This is a genomic window from Skermanella aerolata KACC 11604 (assembly GCF_000936425.1).
GTDB classification, from domain to species: Bacteria; Pseudomonadota; Alphaproteobacteria; order Azospirillales; family Azospirillaceae; genus Skermanella; species Skermanella aerolata.
Genome location: NZ_AVFK01000039.1, coordinates 1 through 19177 on the forward strand (window position 1 = coordinate 1; position 19177 = coordinate 19177).

Consider the following 19177-nt stretch of genomic DNA (forward strand, 5'->3'; position numbering starts at 1 on the left):
CCTACATGGTCGACGGCGTGCAGTACATCGCCGTGCAGGCCGGCTGGGGCGTCGACGCCGAGCGCATGATGGGCGGCATCGACGGCTTGCTGCCGGAAAACCGCCGTCCGCCCAAGATGACCCAGGGCGGCGTGATCTGGGTCTTCGCCCTTGGCAAGGACCAGTCCAAGCAGCAGGCAGCGGCTCAGTAAGGGGAGAGCGAGGGATGCCCAAATCGAAGACCAAGTCCATGACCTCCGGCCTGCTGATCTTCGGCACCCTCGCACTGGCGTCCTTCGGGACGCCAGCCCTGGCGCGGGACCTGCCGAAGACGCCCGACGAACTGATTTCCACGGTCTCCAAGGCGATCACCGAGCGCGACATGGCCGTGTTCGAGGATCTGGTGAACTGGAAAGACGCGCGGAAGATCCGCAAGCGGGTGGTCAGCTACCAGATCCGTACCACCTTCGGCCGCCCGATCCGCTCGATCGCGCTGGAAGACTTCCCGGCCGATGGACTGAAGGAAACGGAGAGCCGGGGCACCCAGAAAGCCAACATGGCGGTCTCGCACCGGCTGCGCGTCATCTTCGACGAGCCGCCGGGCGAGTCCGGCATCCCGCCGACCGACGTGTTCCTAATCGGCAAGGAACAGGACGTTTACCGGATAGCGCTGGTCAACCCGGTGCCGAGGAAAGACAACGACTGAACCACCAGGGACGCTGCCGGGGTGGTCACCCCAGCAGCGTCCCCAACCCCATACCTCTGCGTTCCGTGCAACCCTGGGAACGATTTAATCAGATTGCTAATTCAGTCTGAATTAATACATTCACCAGTGCAGCAGCGATGCTGTAACGCACTTCTTGGGCGTTTCCTCCCTAGACTCGGGCCGGTGGTTTTCCACCGGCCTTTTTTTATGGACCGTTCAGTACGCAGCCGCCATGATCCGGTATGGATGAAAATGAGGCGATGCCATGAGGCTGAACCCGGTTCACATCTCCCTGCTGATCATCCCATTTGTCGCAAGCCCCGCAATGGCCCACGACTGGTACTCGGGGCTCCAGACCCCAAGCGGCGTTTCCTGCTGCAACGAAGGCGATTGCCAGCGCGTCGGTCATCGGTATTCCGCCGAAACCGGCCATGAGGTCGAGATCGAAGACCAGTGGGTCCGCGTCGACCCAGGGGTTATCCTCCCCTTGTCGTCGCCCGACGGCCTGACCCACGCCTGCTTCTCCCGCTACCGCTGGATCGACCCGCCCAGCAAGACCTTCATCAACCTGCGCTGCGTGATCCTTGGTGGAATGGCTTGAGCCTCTATTTTCTCGCGTGATGCACCCGAAGCCCCTAAACCTGTAGCCGGTTGCAGTCGCGGGAACCGGAGAGGCAGATGCCGACGAAGACAGCGGGAAACGCTGCACCAGGGCGGGGCTGGGTGCTGGTCCTCGCACTTGCCATCGGCCAACTGATTTCCTGGGGCACGACGTTCTATACCTTCCCGCTCGTGATCGACCCGATGATTGCGGAACTCGGCTGGGCGCGGACGACCGCCTATATGGCTCCGGCATTCGGCCTGATTGCCCAGGCGATCTGCGCGCCGCTGGCGGGTTTCTGGATGCAGAGGCATGGCGGCCGCCTGTCCATGACCGTCGGTTCGCTTGGGGTGGCGGTCTCGATCCTGGCGTGGTCCGCCGTCGGTGAGCCCTGGCAGCTCATGGCCGCCTGGGTGCTCATGGGGGTGGCGCAGGCCTTCGTCCTCTACGAGCCTGCCTTCACGGTCGTCGCCCAGCGCAAAGCTCTGGACTTCCGGCGCTCCGTCGGGGCTATCACGCTGCTCGGCGGCCTGGCCGGAACGGTCTTCGTCCCCGGCACTCAATTGCTGGTCGAACTGCTGGGATGGCGGCAGGCGGTGCTCTGTCTGGCCGCGATCAACCTTGCTGTTCCGATGATCCTGCATGCGCTGCTCGTCCCGAGCGGGAACGGCGGGGCGGATTCCATTGAACATGCCGAAGCGGCAAGTGCCGATCCGCCGCCCACCGGCCTCAGCCCGCGCATCTGGCTGGGGCTGGCGCTGTGGTTCACCGCCGGCTCGGCGTATCTTTCCGGCGTCACCTTCCACTTCGTCCCGCTGCTCGCCGCCGAGGGAATACCGCCGACCACGCTGGCCGCAATCTTCGCCGTCGTCGGCCCTTCCCAACTGCTGGGACGCGCCTGCCTGATGGCGCTGGGGTCGAAAGCCACGGCGTTCGGCGCCGGGCTGAGCACGGTGTCGATGCTGCTGGTTTCGTCCGTGATGCTGTGGGTGCTGCCACATTCCACCCCAGGGCTGATTGCCTTCGGGGTGGTCTACGGCGCCGGCAACGGCATCATGACGATCGCGCGGGGCATCGCTATCGCCGAGGTCGGCGGCCGTGCCCGCTATGCCGCTCTCACCGGCATCCTTCAGACGCCTGCCGTGCTCGCCTTGGCGCTGGCGCCCGTCATCGTCTCCCTCCTGCGCGATGCCGGCGGGGCGGACGCCGCTTACGCGGCGTTCCTGACGGTCACCGTGCTGTCGGTGGCCGGCTTCGCCATCGCCCTACTCCCCAGCCGGCCGCTTTCATAGAAGACGGAAAGCGGAGTTGTTGGGCCACGGCCCAACCTACGAAGCAGGAGTCTGTAGGTTGGGCCGTGGCCCAACATCGACGCGCTGACAAGTCAGAACTTGCCAGCTTTGGCAGGAAAGCGGCCAGAGGCCGCTTCTACAGCGGGCCGATGCTTGCGGGATCAGATCAGCCCGTACTGCCGCGCCTTGTTGCGGAGGAACGGCAGGCCGTCGTCCAGCACTTCCTGACGGTCGCGCGCGACCGGACGCCAGACCGACAGGGCCGACGCGATCTGCGGCGGCAGTTCGATGAAGCTTTCCATCGCCATGCCGCCCTTGAAGCCGATGGCCGCCAATGCGCCGAACACCTCGTCCCAGGCGACGGTGCCGGTGCCGGGCACGCCCCGGTCGCTCTCCGACAGGTGGATGTACTTAAGGTGCTCGCGGGAGCGGAGGATGCCGTTGGCGACGCCCTTTTCCTCGATGTTCATGTGGTAGGTGTCGAGGTGGACGAAGATGTTGCCGGCGCCGATCCGTTCCACCATCGAGACGGTCTGGTCCGCCGTGTTGAGCATGTGGTTCTCGTAGCGGTTGACCGCCTCGAGCCCGATCTCCAGGTTGAGCTTGCGGGCATGCGCCGCCGCCTTCTCCATCACGGACGCGACCGCATCCAGTTCACCCTGCGTCGGGGCCTTGCCGGTCCGCTCGCCGATCGAGCCGTAGACCACGCCGCTCAGCGCCTTGGCTCCCGTCGCCGCCGTCTTGTCCAGCGCCATCTTGAGGAATTCCAGCGCCTTGTCCGGGTTGTTGGTCGGCCGGCTGTCGTCCGGCAGGCCCAGCGAGCACACGGCGATCATCTCATGCTTGTCGAGCAGCGCCCGCGTGTGCTCGGCATCGACGGCCGGCGGGTCGAGCAATGCTATCTCGACGAAGGCGAGGCCGTAGCGCGCCGCTTCCGGGATCGCCAGTTCGGCAGCCTTCCGCGTCCAGTCGAGCGACCAGAGGCTGGTGTGAACGCCAAAACCTTGCATAGGAAGTCTCCTCAGTAAAAAACGTCTTCTTGGTGTTGGGTAAATGTGAGTGTCAGGTCCGCCGGACGGACCGTCCGGCCCAGATATGGCGGACGACCATGACGGCGATCAGGAAGGCGCCCCACATGGCGGTCGCCAGATGCTGGTTGGCTCCCAGCAGGTTCAACCCCGACGAGATCACCTGAAGGATCAGCAGCGCCAAGGCCACCGGCAGCGCCCGCCCGAACCCGCCGAACGGATCGACGCGCCCCAGGAAACAGGCCAGCACCGTGATCAGCAGATACGCCTCGCCATGGCCGACCCGGACGGAGTTGAAGCGCGCCAGCATCAGAATGCCGGCGATGCCGCACATCAGGCCGGACAGCGTATAGACCAGCATGATCGTGCGCTTGGTATCGATGCCGGAATAGCGCGTCGCCTCGATATTGGACCCCGCCATGTAGATGGTCAGGCCCAGCCGGGTCTTGTTCAGGATCAGGTGCCACAGCGCCACGCAGGCGATCAGTATCCACAGCGGCATGGGTATGCCGGCGAACCAGCCATGCCCGAGCATGCCGACGAAGTCCGGGAAGCCGGAGATATCGCCGCCCCTGGTGGCGAACTCGCCCAAGCCCCGCAGGAAGATCATCATGCTGAGCGACACCAGGATCGGATGGGCGCCGGTATAGGCGATGGCCGCCCCCATGACCCAGCCGATCAGGGCACCGACCGCGACGGCGGCCAGCCCGCCCAGCAGGAAGGCCGGCATCCCGGCCTCGACCCCGCCATTCGCCTGAAGCACCCAGGCCAGCACCAGCCCGCAGATATTGGCGGTGAACGTGATCGCCAAGTTGAGCCCGCCCGACAGGATCGGGATCAGCATCGCCAGCGTCAGCAGCCCCAGTTCCGGCAATTGGAATGCCACCGACGTAAACGTCGGCACCGTCAGGAACCGATCCGTCGCCAGACTGAACACCAGCACGACGACGGCCAGCAGCATCAGCAGACCGGCGATCTCGCTGCCTGTGCCGAGCGTGACGATCCGGCTGAGCCACGGCGTCGAATGAGAGGATTTAGTGGTCGAAAGCCGCGTCATGTCGCCACCGCCCTGCGCTTGTCGCGTCCCATCGCCCCGGCCAGAAGGTTGCCGACGCCGCTGCCCGACAGCGTGATCGCGACCAGGATCACGGCGCCGACGATCATCTTGAAGGCATAGGGCGAGACGCCCAGCAGGTTCAGGCCATTCTGCGTTATGGCGACCAGCATTACGCCCAGGAAAGCCCCCAGCAGCGTGCCCCGTCCGCCGCCAAGCCGGGCGCCGCCCAGCACGACGGCGGCAAGCACTTCCAGTTCCCGGCCGTACATCGCGTTGGGCACGACTTCCTGCGCGTAATGCGCCTGCATCAGCCCGGCGATCCCGGCCATGACGCCCATCCAGCCATAGGCCAGATAATGCATCCCGGCGATGTTGATGCCGATCCGCCGCGCGCCCTCCATGTTGTCGCCCATCGCGTAGAGCTGCCGCCCCAGCGTAGTCCGCCGGATCAGGAACCACGTCGCGAACACCACGGCCGCCATGACGGCCACCGGCAGCGTCAACTCGGCGAACCCGTTGGCGGTGTCGAACTCGAACAGGATGATACGGTCCAGCCACCAGTCCGGCAGGTCGTAGATCGATACGCCCTGCGTGAAGAACATCAGCGCGCCGAAGAACAGGTTGAAGGTCGCGATGGTCACGACGATGGAGATGATCCGGAACCGCCAGATCAGCGTCGCGTTGACCGCCCCCAGCGCGAAGCCGTAGAAGCCCGCGACCAGGAACCCGACCGCCCAGTTGCCGCCCCCCAGATGACCGACGGTCAATGCCGTCAGGTACTGCACGACGGAGGCCGCCACGGCGAACGAGATGTCGATGCCGCCGGCGATCAGGACAACCAGCAGCCCCGCCGCGAAGATCACGTTGACGGCGCTGATGTTGAGCAGGTCGAACAGGTTGACCAGCGTGAAGAAGGTGTCGGTGGTCAGCGCCAGGAACAGGCACATCAGCGCTATCACCACCATCAGCCAGCGCTCGGTCGAGCCGATATGAGGCAGACGAAGACTACGCATGGACTTGGCTTTCGATCCGCCCCATCGGCACGGTGCCCGGCAGATACTCGTCGATCAGCCGGCCGTCGCGCATGTGCAGGATGCGGTCACAGTTGAAATAGACTTCGGGGATTTCATCGGAGATCAACAGGATCGCCATGCCTTCCTCCGCCAGCTTGTGGACGATGGCGAAGATCCCCGCCCGCGCGCCGACATCGACACCGACGGTCGGCGAGTCCAGGATCAGCACCTTCGGCTCCGTCGCCAGCCACTTCGCCAGCACGATGCGCTGCTGGTTACCGCCGGACAGCGTATTGACCGGGTCTTCCGGCCGGCCGATCTTGACGGCCAGCCGCTTTATCCATTCGCCGACCAGCGTGGATTTCTTGCGTTCAGACAGCAGCCGCGCCGGCCCGAGCAGCCGGTCCAGCACCGGGATCACCGTGTTGTCGGCGATCGACTGCGGCTGGACCAGACCCAGCGACAGCCGGTCTTCCGAGACATAGGCGATGCCGGCGTCGATCGCGTCGCGATTGGACCGCAGGCGTAACGGCTGGCCGTTCAGCTTGATCGTTCCGGCATCGGGACGGGTCATGCCGAACAGTGACAGCGCCAGTTCGGTCCGGCCCGCTCCCAACCTTCCCGTAATCCCGACGACCTCGCCCCGCCGCACGGTCAGCGAAACATCCTGATAGTCGCCGCGCCGGGTCAACCCCTCGACCTCCAGCACGACCGGGTTGGCCGTGCGGTCGGCGGCGCGGACGTCCTGGTCGAAGGTCTGGCCGGTCATAAGCTCGGTCAGCCGGGTCTGCGTCATGCCCTCGGTCGGGAAGGTCCCGACATAGCGGCCGTCGCGCAGCACGGTGACGCGGCTGCAAACCTCGAGCACCTCCGCCAGCCGGTGGCTGACGAAGACGACGGCGATGCCATCCGCCGACAGCCGCCGCACGATGGCCAGCAGCGCGTCGGTTTCCGACTGGCTGAGCGACGCCGTCGGCTCGTCCATGAAGACCAGCCGCGTTTCCGCAATTAGGGCGCGGCAGATTGCGACGATCTGGCGCTGCGCGATCGACAGCTCCCGCACGGGCGTATCGAGATCGATGCCGACCCCCAGCCGCTCCAGCATCTCCGCCGCGATCTTGCGCATGGCGCCGTAATCGACCAGCCGGGGCCGTCCCCCGAGGTTGCGCTCGAAGGCGATGTTTTCGGCGACGGTCATTTCGGGGAAGAGCGCCAGATCCTGCCAGATCACCTGAATGCCGAGCGACCGCGCCATCCCCGGCGTCAGCCCTTCCATCGGCTTGCCGTCGAACAGCATCTCGGCGCCCGGCTCCGGCCGATAGACGCCGCTGATGATCTTGATCAGCGTGCTCTTGCCGCAGCCGTTCTCGCCCGCTAGGCAAAGCACTTCCCCCGGCGCTACGTCGAATGACACGGACTGCAACGCCCTGACGCCGCCGAAGACCTTCGACACGTTTCGGAGTTCAAGAAGCATGTAATGATCCTATGGAGCGATGTTGGGCCACAGCCCAACCTACGAGAGTAGCGTCACCCGTAGGTTGGGCCGTGGCCCAACATCACCTCGTCATGACCTCAAAGCCCCAGGTCGGCCAGCTTATCGACCGTGTTCTTGTTCAGCTCGACCAATTGATCGACGATGATGTTCCGTTCCGCCATGTCCGGATGCACCACGCCCAGGCCGGGGATCTCCATCCCGTCCTTGATCTCCTGCCCCTTCGCCAGCATGTCGCCGAGCGTCACGAAGACCTTGCCGGCCTCCATCGGGTTCCACATGAAGCCGCCGGTCAGGATGTCGTCATGGACCAGCCGCTTGCCCTGCCCGGGCGAGAACGGGCCGAGCACCGCGATTTCGCCGCCCTTGCGCCGCTCACTCACCGCGCGGGCCGCCCCGATCGGGCCTTGGCTGCCGAACGCCAGGAAGCCCTTCAGGTCCGGATGCGCCCGCATCAGGTCCAGCGCGGTCTTCCGCGATTCGTCGACGTTCTCGGCAACGCCGTAGCGGTCGCCGACCAGTTCCATGTCGGGGTGGTTCTTCTTGATATAGGCGATGGCGGCGTCGGCCCAGGCGTTGTGCAGCGGAACCGTCAGCGAACCGACGAACACCGCGTACTTGCCCTTGCCGCCCAGCTTGTCGGCCAGCATCTTGCCATAGGCGTCGCCGAAGCCGTTGACCGAGGCTAGCTCGAAGTTCCAGTCGGCGTTCTTCTGCTTGGGCGATTCATGCGTGATCACCTTGATCCCGGCATCGCGGGCGCGTTGAAGCACCGGCTCCAGCACTTCCGCGTCGTTCGGCACCACGCCGATGACATCGACGCCCTGGGCGATCAGATCCTCGACCGCGCGCACCTGAAGGGCAGGGTCGGCGCTGGTCGGGCCGACCATAAAGGCATCGACGCCCAGTTCCTTGCCGCGCTGCTTGATGCCGGCTTCCATCGCGTTGAACCAGGGAATGCCGCCAATCTTGACGACCACGCCCATGCGTTCCGCCGCATCGGCGACCGTAACCGTCGAAGCGACGCCGAGCGCGAAGACGCCGGCGAGCAGAATCCGGCTGAGCCTGCTGGTCATGTTTCCTCCTCCATTTTTGTTTCCCAGCCCGCGCCGGGTGTTTCTTAACTTTGTGACGGCAACGCTAAATCCATTTAGCAAACCGGTCAAGATGCTCTATCATCTAATTACGGCCACTAGCCGATATGGGGAGGAGCCACGAAAAAGATGGCGACGGCGAAGGGACAGCGCAGGTCCACGATCTACGACATCGCGACGGCGACGGGCACGTCGCCAGCAACCGTCAGCATGGTGCTGAACGGCACGTGGCAGCGCTACAGGATCAGCGAAGCGACGGCGACCCGCATCCTGGATGCCGCCCGGACCATCGGCTACAACGTCAACATGAAGGCGCGGGGACTGCGCCTCGCCCGCTCCGGTCTGGCCGGCATGATCATGCCGCATTACCGCAACCGTTTCTTCGCCGGTCTGTCGGAAACCTTCGAGGCCGGAGCCCGCGCCCGTGGTTTCTGCCCGATGGTCGTCAGCACCCAGCGCAAGCCTGAAACCGAGCGCGAGGTGGTCGAGCGGCTGCTGTCCCATCAGGTCGAATTCCTGTTCATCGTCGGCGTCGCCAACCCCGATCCGCTGAACGAGCTGTGCAGCGCCGCCAACATCCCCTGCGTCAACATCGACCTGCCCGGCGCCAACGCGCCCTCTGTCGTCACCGACAACCAGGGCGGCGCCCGCATGCTGACCGACATCCTGCTGGACAAAATAGCGGCCCCGGACCCCAGCTTCCATTTCCTGGGCGGCGTCGCGGGAGAATACGCGACGGAAGAACGCATCGCCGGTTTCAGCCAGGCATTGGCATCCCGAGGCATTGCGTTGCCGGAAACCCACATTCACCGCTGCGGCTACTGGCCCCCGACCGCCCGCCAATCCATCGAACACCTGCACGATAAGCTTGGCGGCCTGCCCGCCGGCCTCTTCATCAACTCGATCACGGCGTTCGAGGGTGCGGTGCAATTCTTCCGTGCTCTCCCGCCCCAAGCCTTCGAGGGCCGCTTCATCGGCTGCTTCGACTGGGACCCCTTCGCGGCCTTCCTGCCCTTCCCCGTCACCATGCTGCGCCAGAACGTCGAAGCCATGATCGAACAGGGTTTCAGCTATATCGAGAACTACCGCGCCGGCGATCACCCCCTGACCAAGGTCCCGCCGCAACTAGGCCCATCGCACGTCAAGGTCCCGGCATGACCAGTACCTATCTCGGCATCGACATCGGCACATCTGCCGTCAAGGCCGTCGTGGTGGACGAAGCGCAGGCGCTCCTGGCATCGGCCTCCGTGCCGCTGACCACCAGCCGCCCGCATCCGCTGTGGTCGGAACAGCACCCCGACCAGTGGTGGACCGCAACCAATCAAGCCGTCGTCACGCTGCGCCAGAGCGCCCCGGAAGCCTTCGCCCGCACAGCGGCCATCGGCCTGTCCGGGCAGATGCACGGCGCCGTCCTGCTGGACGCCGCCGACCGTCCCCTGTGCCCCGCAATCCTGTGGAACGACGGCCGCGCCGCCGCCGAGTGCGAAGCGCTCCAGGCCGCCGTCCCGAACCTCGGCCATATCGCCGGCGTCGTCGCCATGCCGGGATTGACGGCGCCGAAGCTGCTCTGGCTGGCCCGTCACGAACCGGCGCTCTTCACCCAGACCGCCCATATCCTTCTGCCCAAGGACTATGTCCGCCTGAAGCTGACCGGCAACCACGTCACCGACCCGACCGACGCCGCCGGTACGCTGCTGCTGGACGAAGCAAGCCGCGACTGGTCGCCCGAGCTGCTGAACGCCTGCGGCCTGACCCAGGCCCAGATGCCGCGCATATCAGACGGCACAGCCCCGGCGGGTCGCCTGCTTCCCGCAATCGCCGCCGAATGGGGCCTGCCCGTCGGCACGATCGTAGCGGGCGGAGCCGGAGACGCCGCCGCCGGCGCCGTCGGGATCGGGGCGATCAACTGCGGCGACGCCTTCATTTCGCTCGGCACCTCGGCGCAGATCTTCGTCACGACCGGCAGCTACCGGCCTTATCCGGAGACGCTGATCCACAGCTTCGCCCATACCCTCCCTCGGACATGGTTCCAGATGGCGGCGCTGCTGAACGGCGCCAGCGTGGTCGAGTGGGCGGCCCGCCTGACCGGCCAGCCGGATATCCCGGACCTCCTCGCCCGCACCGAAGCCGCCTTCACCGCCCCGCAACGCCTGCTGTTCCTGCCTTATCTGGCCGGGGAGCGCACGCCCCACAACGACCCACATGCGCGCGGCGTCCTGTTCGGCCTGACGCCGGAGACCAGCCCTACCGCCGTCATGCAATCGGTGCTGGAGGGTGTCGCCTATTCCCTGCTCGAAGCACACGACTGCCTGACAGCGGCCGGAACGCCGGTCACCCACGCCGCCATCATCGGCGGAGGCGCCCGCAGCCTGTTCTGGACCCGCATCATCGCCAGCACGCTCGGCATTCCGATCACCCGCTATACCGGCAGCGAGAGCGGCCCGGCCTTCGGAGCCGCCCGCCTCGCCCGCATCGCCGCAACAGGAGAAGCCATCGACACCATCTGCACCAAACCGCCAACCCTGGACGTAACGGAACCCGACCGGCGCCTTCACGAAGTCTACCGGGAAAACTCGGTCCGCTTTCGGCGTCTCTACCGGGCACTGAGGGAGGAATTCAGAGCGTGAACGACAACGACAACACGCCACCCAACAGCATAAAGACGGTCGCCGTCTTCGACATCGGCAAGACCAACGTCAAACTCAACGTCGTCACATCAGACGGTGAGGTCCTGGAAACCCTTTCCACCCCCAACCCGTCGCTTGACGGTCCACCCTATCGACACCACGACCTTGCCGGCCTGGAAGACTGGCTGCTGACCAGCCTTGCCACTCTGGCAAGCCGCCATTCTCTGACCACCGTCGTCGCCTGCGGCCACGGCTCCGGCTGCGTTCTGGTGGACGACGATGGACCCGTCGTCCCCATGATCGACTATGAACAGCCGCTCCCCGCGTCGGTCGAACGCGCCTATGCCGACGCCGCCGGCCCCTACCTGGAGCGCGGCAGCCCGATCATGCTGGGAGCCACCCACATCGCCCGCCAGATGTTGTGGATCGAGCAGGAACACCCGACAGCCTTCGCCAAGGCCCGCCACGTCCTCGGCCTACCGCAATACTGGGCATGGCGCCTCAGCGGCGTCGCCGCATCCGAAGTCACGATCCTCGGCGCGCAGTCGCATATCTGGAACGCGCCCGACCGCCGCCCGGCGTCCATCGTCGCGGCCCGCGGCTGGCAACGCCTGATCCCGCCCTTCGCGCCGGCCTGGAAGTCGCTCGGCCCGATCCGACCCGAGCTTGCCAGCCGTCACGACCTGCCCCCGACCCTGCAAGTCCTCTGCGGCATCCACGACAGCAGCGCCAATTTCTACCGCTACCAGGCCGCCGGCCTCGCCGATATGACCGTCGTTTCGACCGGAACCTGGATCGTCGGCCTCAGCGACGGCTTCGACCCGACAGCCCTGTCCGAAGCGCGCGGCATGACCTGCAACGCCGACGTCCACGGCCGTCCGCTGGCCGGAGCGCTGACCATGGGAGGCCGCGAGTTCTCTAAGGTTGCGGGAGAGTCTCCCAGCGCGTCGCCCGCCGACCCCGCCACGGTCGCCCGCCTGATTGAACAGGGCACCATGGCCCTGCCCTCCTTCGGCAACGAGGACGGGTTGTTCCCCGGCAGCAAAGCCCAGGGCCGGATCACCGGCCCTCCTCCTGCTTCACCGGAAGACCGGCGAGCCCTTGCCGTCCTCTACACCGCCCTGCTGACGTCGGTCTGTCTGGACGCGCTGCGCAGCGAAAAGCTGGCGGTCCTGGACGGCAGCTTCGTCCGCGACCCGCTCTACGCGGCGCTGGTGGCGGCCTTCCGCCCCGGCAGCCCGACCCTGTTCAACCTCAACAGCCAGGGCACGGCGGCCGGCTCCGCCCTGCTCGCCTCCCACGAGACGCGGACCGCCCCCGTCCCGATCCCGCTGGAGACACCACCGGCGCTGAACCTCACCGGCCTGACGGCCTACCGGGGCCGCTGGCTCGATCTCGCCCAACAGACCAAGACGCCATAACCGGAGACCAGGGAACAATGGAAACGACCAATCAAGACCTCCGCCGCGAAATGGTGGAGACCTGCCGCCAGATGAACGCGACCGGCATCAACCAGGGGACCGCCGGCAACCTGTCCGTCCGCACGGAAGACGGCTTCCTGATCACGCCCTCGTCCCTGCCCTATGACCGCATGCAGCCCGAAGACTTGGTGGAAATGTCGTTCGACGGCACCTATACGGGCCGCCGCCCGTCGTCGGAATGGCGCTTCCACCGCGACATCCTGCGCCAGCGCACGGATATCGACGTGGTCCTGCACTGCCACTCCATCTTTGCGACGACGCTCGCCTGCCACCACAAGACCATCCCCAGCTTTCACTACATGACCGGCGTGGCCGGCGGCACCACCATCCGCTGCGCCAAATACGCGACCTTCGGCACCCAGCAGCTATCGGATTATGCGCTGGAAGCCCTGGAAGACCGATTCGCCTGCCTGCTCGGCCAGCACGGCCAGATCTCGTTGGGCAAGACGCTGGAAAGCGCCCTCTGGCTGGCGAACGAGGTCGAAACCCTGTCGCGCATGTACGTCCACGCCCTCACGCTCGGCGAACCGCCGATCCTGCCCGACGACGAAATGGCCCGCGTGCTCGAACAGATGCGCCGCATGAGCTACGGCCAAGCGCCCGACCTCGACGGCATCAACGACATCGCACGGCCCCGGCAAGCCGCCGGCTGACCGGTTGGCACAAGGCGAAGCGGCACCCCGGCAGCGGGCGTCGCTTTGCGCTTATGTCTCTCACTTTTCCCTCATACCCCGCGCCGTCACCGTCATCCGGGCGATCTGATCCGGCTTCAAGTCCTGCTGGATCATCGAAGCGACCAGCGTGTCCTCGCGGTCTACCTGACGCTCGAACAGCGGCTTCAGCCGGTGAAAATCGGCGAACCATTGATCGTTCTCGTTCGAATTGTCGGCCGCCCGCGCCGCCAAGCTGGCGATCATTTCGCGAAGTTCACGCTGGCCGGTTCGGATTTCCTCCAGCGGCTCCGCCCGGTGCGCAACCTCCGCCAAGACCGGAAGGACGGCCTCGTCCATCATGTCGGCATGCGCAGTCCACAGCCTATCGAAGCGCTCGAACAGGTCGGCGCGCTCGGCATAACCCTCGAACACCGAGTTGCCGGCCAGGGAGAACAGGTCCCGGCCTGCCTTGTGATCCGATAGAATAATGTCAAGAATCATGACTGAAATTCCTCCACGGATTGACGTTCCGGTCCGGTAAACCGGCCGTCGCGATGCGGGTTCCTCATGTTTCCGGTGCTGCCGCCAACTAATTGCACGAACCGGGAACCACTCCGTAGTTTTTCGGTTGTCGCACCAGCAACCCAAACAGGAGTCATCCACCATGACCGTTTCTTCAGACGCAGCACGCGATCTCTTCGTCACCGGACTGCGCAACGCGCATGCTCTGGAGATGCAGGCGTTGCAGATCATGAACCGTCAGGTCGAGCGCCTGGAAAACTATCCGGAGGTCGAACAGGCTCTCCGCAAGCACATCCAGGAAACCGAAGGGCAGCGCCAGCGCATCGACGAAATCCTGAACCAGCTGGCGGAAAGCCCTTCCACGATCAAGGAAGCCGCAATGGGCTTCATGGGCAACATGGCGGCAATCGCCCATGCCCCGGCGGATGACGAGATCATCAAGAACATGCTGGCGAACCACGGTTTCGAGAACTACGAGATCGCCGCCTACAAGTCGCTCCTGATCATGGCCGAAGCCGCCAGCTTCACCAACACCACAGGCCTCCAGCAGTCGCTTCGCGAAGAGCAGGCGATGGCGCAGAGCGTGGCCGACATGATCGAGCCGGTCACCCGCAAGTACATCCAGCTCACCCTGCAGGATACCAAGGCCAAGATGTAACCGACGGTTTTAGAACGCTTCGGCGCCTGCCGGTTTTATCAGGCGCCAACCTTTTTCCCCTTGGACGGACCTGTTCCGTCCAAGGGTTTTTTTAATTACGTGAGTGAATGAAAAAAATGGCCGCGCACGAAGCGCGGCCCCAGTAACACGGAGTCGTGAAGCCGATGCATCTCACTCCACATCATCTATTTCTACTTACGGCTCCTTTATTCAAGAATGAAAATTTTCAAAATCCCGTCTTTTGCAATCCTCGCTCTGGATTTCACTTTAAATAAATCTCGCCTTCGTACAGCAATGCTGTTGCTGTAGAGCAGCACGTTTCCCATTCACAACCATGATGACGGGTCAGGCTGCAAAAGGTATGTCCAGCCATTTTCCCGCAACTCAGGTTACCGTATCTGGCATACCAAATACACAAGTCTGGGCTTGGCCAGACAGTCCCCGATACTATTTGCATTGCATCGCACAATGAGGTCGGGATCTCACCGGCTAAGCGCGGGTCAGCAGTAAGGGGAAGCAACTACGATGATCGACAATCCGATGGAACTCGCCCTGACGGTATTCGCCGTCGCCCTGGTCCTGACGGCCCTGGCATCGGTTTTCACCATGCTCTTCGCAAGGGAAACCCAGGTAGCGGCCGGACGCGCCGCAAACGGCAACTGCTTGCTTGAGGCCGTATCCTCGCCCACGTCCCTTTCCGCTCACAAGCCCAACCTCAAGATCGTCGCCTGAAAGGCACCGGCCGGCCGCGATAGCCGACCGGTGCTCGACGGAACGTCGAAGGCAAGTGTCTGAAGCTTGAGCGTCAGGCCAGGAACTGGAGGTACAGCACGTAGGCGCTGATCGCGGCCAGGGCCGTCACCCCGCTCCAGGCCCACGCCATCATCGCCTTGTTGGGCAGGTATTCACGCTCCCAGCCGGTGAAGTCGTTCTTGAGCGACTGGATAGTCAGCCAGAACAAGAGCGGTGAGAAAAACAGCGCCATGACCGAAGCGATCTGGACGACGACGATGGGCTCCGGCATGCCGAAGATGACGGCGGTTCCCGAAACCAGCCAGATGATCTGGAAGCCGCGATAGAGATACATCCGCATTTTCGGCGTGTCCCAAGCCCGGCGCAGCCGGACGCAGCTTTCCTCGAAGATGCGGGCCTGTCCGTCGAAATACGTGAACACGGTCGAGAACAGGGCGGCCGTCGCGCCGGCGATGATCACGGGGAAGACCCAGGCGCCGAAGGTTTCGGTATAGATGCTGGCGATGGTCAGTCCCATTTCGGCTCCCTTGGGAACCAGACCGATCGGGTTGAGCACCACTGCGCCGATGATCAGGAACGTCATGCCGGTGATCATCGAAATGATGTAGCTGATGTTCATGTCGCGGCGGAATAGAGTCATGTAGTTTTTCATGTAGTTGGGCGCGACTATGACGTCGTAGCCCTGTGCCTTCAGCCGCTTGACTTCCACCATGCCGGTACGCTTGTCGACCGCCCAGTTCGACTGCATCGGGGCGACTTCGACCGTCGTCGGGAAGTATCCCCACATGGCGCCGAACAGCATGGCGGCGCCGGCTGGGGCCGCGACCGGGGCCAGATTGGACAGGTACTCGCCCGGGGGAGGCATTTGAAGCAGGAATGCCGTCAGGGCGGCGACGGCGAAGACGACGATGGCTATCTTCACGAACATCTCGACGGCGGCATAACGCCCCAGCCATATGATCGCGATGGTCACGACCAGGATGCCCACCGCCAGGACTTCGAGCGGGACGATCGGGAAAGCGGCCCATAGCAGTGCCGCGCAGCCAAGCGTCCGCCCGGCGATGCCGAAGGTATTGGCGAGCGATTGGAACAGAAGGTACCACAGAGGCCAGTTGCCTCGGCCCTTACCGATCCTCTCATAGCCCTCCATGATGCTTTCGCCGCGCACCATCGTGTACCGGTGCGCGAACTCGAACGCGCAGTACTTGAAGAAATAGGCGAAGGGTATGATCCAAAGCAACGCATACCCGTACTGCGCTCCCGCTGTCGGCGCATGCATGATGTGGCTGGCGCCGATCCCCGTCATCGCAGCGGCGATTCCCGGCCCCATGGCGCGCCAGGTATCGCGCACGCCTGTGCCAGGCGCCTCCAATCTGATCGTCTTGTGATCGTCCTCGGCTTGCCGTGGAGCCTGCCTGAGGTTGGTCTCGGGGATTTCCGGCAATGGACTGGTGGCCATCGTTCCTCCCTAGGATCTGTTTTGTCGGCTTTTCGCTCTTGGACCTCCGGAGTTGCCCCTTGGCATATGGAATGCAATATACCGAACTAATTTGAAGACAATCGTTTTGCGGTTTTCTGCAATATGAAAAATGGTGTCGCTGGGTGGATGAAAGGCAAGGACGTAGGGATAAGCCTGCTATGTGCTTACGGATTTGCTCCGTATTGGCATAAAACTGATGAAGACTCTTTCTTCATCAGTCACGTAACTGCTTTTATATATCCTTGAAGAGATGTGCTGTTACAGACCTACTCATGCGTCATGTTCATACAGATTGATCTTTATGTTGCTTATTGTTTTCAGTGGAGAGAGATTTATTTCATCCGTGACCTCTTGCTACCGATCCAATTCAGCAGCTATTTGAAAAGCGATCTCGATTTTCATTGACCATAATCTAGCAAACCTGTGTTGGACCAGCGCGCAATACCAAGAAAAAGGTAAATTCCTTATCATGCAGGAATAAGCTTGAAACAATTTTTGGTAGTTTAACGAAATAGCCTTGCAATTCTTCGGCAATCTCAGGCGGGTGCATATCACCATGTTCATACGATCAACAGAATGTTGCCGTCAGCGACGGATTGGTAGCATTGTTGACATCTCGAAATCCTGGATGAGAGTTAATCTGGTTTCCAATGTCTGCACGTCATACGTGCCTTCCTGGATATAACATTTAAAATGCGACGCATATCCCATTCTCCTATCCAAACTTATTGCAAGGATATTCCGAAAGGGGTAGCTTCCAACGAGAAGGTTTTTTTGGCTATGACCCCGAGGAACGACCTAGGTTCGGGACCGTCCAGCTTCGATCATGACGTGGCGACAAGCCTCGGATCAAGTTCGCGCGGACCTCGTGCCACTCCTGACATCGAGTCAAGGGACGGTTTGCCCGAGAAGGTCATCGTGGAGAACGGCGCCATGTGCCCAGCGGTATTGGAAGCTGAAGTTCGTGATACGGAGAGCACGGAAGGCGTGCTTGGAGTCGAGCGACCTCGGCGTGCGCAGGTTCACGGCCTTTCCGCAGGTAAGTCGCCGGAAGCTTCTGGCGAGATTACTGGAGCAGACCTCAGATGGATCGCCAAGGATCTGCTGAGAACTTTGTTCGGGGACAATTCGCAAGTTGGCGCACGCTGAAACATCGGCTTACTTGCGTTCTCATTCCTGATGATCTTCAGCAACTTGGGCGACTTTTATCGCCCAAGCTGCTGCTTATTACGCATTCGCGTTGATTGAATTTCACATGCGATATTTTAAATTCGAAGTGTGCTTGAGCGCTTCTGCTTACTGATGCATGGCCATGCACGAAAAGATCCCGCTTAAAGACGCTGTTCATCGTCATGCCATGAGGGCATATGAAAAAACCTGTGCCGAAGGCGGTTCTGGAGCCGAAAACAGTCGGGTTTTTCGTCTGTTAATCCGGGAAACAGAAGCTCTTGTCAACCAGTGGGAAAGTTTGCTAAGCCGCCATCTGCATGAGATATCCTTCAAGCTCGAATACCGTAAGCTTGATACTCAACCCGCCCTACTTCTGGTATTAGGCCTGCCAGCAGCTTTTGAAGCGCTCGTCGCTTTGGGAGCCTTTCGGCGTACCAATTCAAAGTTGAAGTCTTGGGAAAATGCACGATTAACATCCAACATCCATCCTTTTGCATTGGCAATGATGGCCGAGAGCTTAGCGGGTATCTGGCATAAGGTTAGGTCGTCCGAACATGCCAAGTATGCCGTCGTTCGGAGGACGCTTCATCTTCCAGCGGAAGTTAATCTCGATATCTATGCTGCTGATGGTTCTCGTGGACAATCCTGGGCACGGGAGGTTGCCTCCCTTAGGAGAGAGTTTCTAGAACCCTCTGGATCTGGAAAACCGATCGGTGGTTCCAGTGCTGAAGCGTCTTCGTCGATGGAGTTGTTGTTGACTGCGGAAAGCACGCTCGCCGCATTACGTGATAAGGGACTTGACAAAGCACTTCTGTGTGCTTTGACGGATATGGAACCGCTGGCCTTGCTTTGCATGATGATACTGCTGAACCAAGCTAACGCTGGCAAGGACTGACAGCTTCTGGTAACCCGGCCCATGAGTCGGCTATTTCCAAATCTCCCGCGCCGCTCAAAACAATATTGATCAGGGAAAATAAGTGCGGTTCTCTGACAACCAAGGTCAGAGAACCGCAGGGCTGATAGTGAAGTCAAAGCGACAGCCAACATAGACAATCTTGCCTGCTGATTGCCGCTTCGCTATCGCCAACCTATGTACTACATGAGGTCCCCGCCTCAGCCGCCGTGAAACCCCTTCAGCCTCGGCTCGCCGCGTCCGATGTCTTTCGGGAAATCCGCAGTACGCGCCGTTTCGATCACGCGGTCGATGAAGCCCCGGTATAGCTCCGACACGTCCACCGGATGCTCCTTGGCATGGACCGCCTTCGATGCGTCCGCTTCGCCCTTGTCGAACCAGTTGTTGTCGTCGTCACGCACCGAGTACAGAAACAGCGAGTCGTGGTTGTCATCGTCCTCGGCGACATTGTGCTGCGCCTTGGTGACCTTGAACGTTCCGTCGCCGTCGGGACCCGATACGATGCGCAGTCCGTGCATCACCATGGCCTTGCCGCGGGCGTTCTGGTTGGCATCGTGGACGAAGCTGTCCAGCGGGTAATAGCTTTCGATGGTGTCCCGCTGGTTGATGTTGACGCTCTGCATTGGCTTCGTGTCTCCGATGTTATTCGTGTCGTTTC

The 19177-nt window shown here is 62.6% G+C and carries 19 protein-coding genes; 11 read left to right on the top strand and 8 right to left on the bottom strand.

All coding sequences use genetic code 11. From position 1 onward, the window contains the following. From N826_RS44450 to N826_RS30645, 4 genes are all read left to right on the top strand, one after another. Nucleotides 1–191, top strand: a 191-nt coding sequence (locus N826_RS44450) for a hypothetical protein (RefSeq protein ID WP_044435280.1), incomplete at its 5' end; no start/stop codon positions are given. Nucleotides 192–205: 14 nt separating this feature from the next. Beyond that, entirely contained in the window at nt 206–685 is a 480-nt protein-coding gene (locus N826_RS30635; RefSeq protein ID WP_044435282.1) for a hypothetical protein, read from the top strand. Between the two features lie 265 nt (nt 686–950). After that, a complete protein-coding gene (locus tag N826_RS30640; protein ID WP_044435284.1) occupies nt 951–1286 on the top strand; it encodes a hypothetical protein in 336 nt (111 codons plus the stop codon). A 77-nt stretch (nt 1287–1363) separates the two neighbouring features. Continuing rightward, on the top strand, nt 1364–2578 hold the full coding sequence (locus tag N826_RS30645; protein ID WP_084721309.1) for an MFS transporter: 1215 nt from the start codon (nt 1364–1366) through the stop codon (nt 2576–2578). Between the two features lie 161 nt (nt 2579–2739). Here the strand turns inward: N826_RS30645 and N826_RS30650 are convergent, their stop codons facing one another. The 5 genes from N826_RS30650 to N826_RS30670 all read right to left on the bottom strand — a co-directional run bounded on the left by N826_RS30650 (nt 2740) and on the right by N826_RS30670 (nt 8244). Continuing rightward, nucleotides 2740–3588, bottom strand: a complete 849-nt coding sequence (locus tag N826_RS30650; protein ID WP_044435288.1) for a sugar phosphate isomerase/epimerase family protein — start codon at nt 3586–3588, stop codon at nt 2740–2742. Nucleotides 3589–3640: 52 nt separating this feature from the next. Beyond that, nucleotides 3641–4663, bottom strand: a complete 1023-nt coding sequence (locus N826_RS30655) for an ABC transporter permease (protein ID WP_084721310.1) — start codon at nt 4661–4663, stop codon at nt 3641–3643. After that, nucleotides 4660–5676, bottom strand: a complete 1017-nt coding sequence (locus N826_RS30660; RefSeq protein WP_044435290.1) for an ABC transporter permease — start codon at nt 5674–5676, stop codon at nt 4660–4662. Before N826_RS30660 ends, N826_RS30655 begins: the two co-directional genes overlap by 4 nt. Beyond that, complete coding sequence (locus tag N826_RS30665; RefSeq protein ID WP_044435292.1) at nt 5669–7150, bottom strand: sugar ABC transporter ATP-binding protein; 1482 nt, start codon at nt 7148–7150, stop codon at nt 5669–5671. The genes N826_RS30660 and N826_RS30665 overlap by 8 nt, the downstream gene beginning before the upstream one ends. A gap of 98 nt (nt 7151–7248) precedes the next feature. Continuing rightward, nucleotides 7249–8244 carry a substrate-binding domain-containing protein gene (locus N826_RS30670; protein WP_044435294.1) on the bottom strand — a complete coding sequence of 332 codons (996 nt, stop codon included), beginning with the start codon at nt 8242–8244 and terminating at the stop codon, nt 7249–7251. Between the two features lie 147 nt (nt 8245–8391). Between N826_RS30670 and N826_RS30675 the strand changes: the two genes are divergently transcribed. The 4 genes from N826_RS30675 to N826_RS30690 are packed head-to-tail and all read left to right on the top strand — an operon-like array spanning nt 8392 to nt 13023. Further along, entirely contained in the window at nt 8392–9420 is a 1029-nt protein-coding gene (locus N826_RS30675) for a LacI family DNA-binding transcriptional regulator (RefSeq protein ID WP_044435295.1), read from the top strand. Beyond that, nucleotides 9417–10889, top strand: a complete 1473-nt coding sequence (gene xylB, locus N826_RS30680; protein ID WP_044435297.1) for a xylulokinase — start codon at nt 9417–9419, stop codon at nt 10887–10889. The genes N826_RS30675 and xylB overlap by 4 nt, the downstream gene beginning before the upstream one ends. Next, complete coding sequence (locus tag N826_RS30685; protein WP_211099430.1) at nt 10886–12310, top strand: FGGY-family carbohydrate kinase; 1425 nt, start codon at nt 10886–10888, stop codon at nt 12308–12310. The genes xylB and N826_RS30685 overlap by 4 nt, the downstream gene beginning before the upstream one ends. 17 nt (nt 12311–12327) lie before the next feature. After that, the gene (locus tag N826_RS30690; RefSeq protein ID WP_044435299.1) at nt 12328–13023 is read left to right on the top strand and encodes a class II aldolase/adducin family protein; all 696 of its coding nucleotides are present in this window, start codon (nt 12328–12330) and stop codon (nt 13021–13023) included. Between the two features lie 60 nt (nt 13024–13083). Here the strand turns inward: N826_RS30690 and N826_RS44455 are convergent, their stop codons facing one another. Next, a complete protein-coding gene (locus N826_RS44455) occupies nt 13084–13524 on the bottom strand; it encodes a hemerythrin domain-containing protein (RefSeq protein WP_044435301.1) in 441 nt (146 codons plus the stop codon). Between the two features lie 163 nt (nt 13525–13687). Here N826_RS44455 and N826_RS30700 point away from each other — a divergent pair, with 163 nt between their 5' ends. Both N826_RS30700 and N826_RS30705 read left to right on the top strand, forming a co-directional pair. Then, nucleotides 13688–14203: a ferritin-like domain-containing protein gene (locus N826_RS30700; protein WP_044435302.1), complete on the top strand. Its 516-nt coding sequence runs from the start codon at nt 13688–13690 to the stop codon at nt 14201–14203. A gap of 525 nt (nt 14204–14728) precedes the next feature. After that, nucleotides 14729–14935 carry a hypothetical protein gene (locus tag N826_RS30705; RefSeq protein WP_044435304.1) on the top strand — a complete coding sequence of 69 codons (207 nt, stop codon included), beginning with the start codon at nt 14729–14731 and terminating at the stop codon, nt 14933–14935. 73 nt (nt 14936–15008) lie between these two features. Here the strand turns inward: N826_RS30705 and N826_RS30710 are convergent, their stop codons facing one another. Next, complete coding sequence (locus tag N826_RS30710; protein ID WP_084721311.1) at nt 15009–16415, bottom strand: Nramp family divalent metal transporter; 1407 nt, start codon at nt 16413–16415, stop codon at nt 15009–15011. A 1333-nt stretch (nt 16416–17748) separates the two neighbouring features. On the opposite strand from N826_RS30710, the gene N826_RS43525 reads away from it, so the two are divergent. Further along, nucleotides 17749–18501 (top strand): hypothetical protein, encoded by a 753-nt coding sequence (locus N826_RS43525; protein WP_147041106.1) that lies wholly within the window; start codon nt 17749–17751, stop codon nt 18499–18501. A gap of 218 nt (nt 18502–18719) precedes the next feature. Here N826_RS43525 and N826_RS30715 read toward each other — a convergent pair whose 3' ends face one another. Further along, entirely contained in the window at nt 18720–19142 is a 423-nt protein-coding gene (locus tag N826_RS30715) for a hypothetical protein (protein WP_044435306.1), read from the bottom strand. Nucleotides 19143–19177 lie beyond the last annotated feature (35 nt).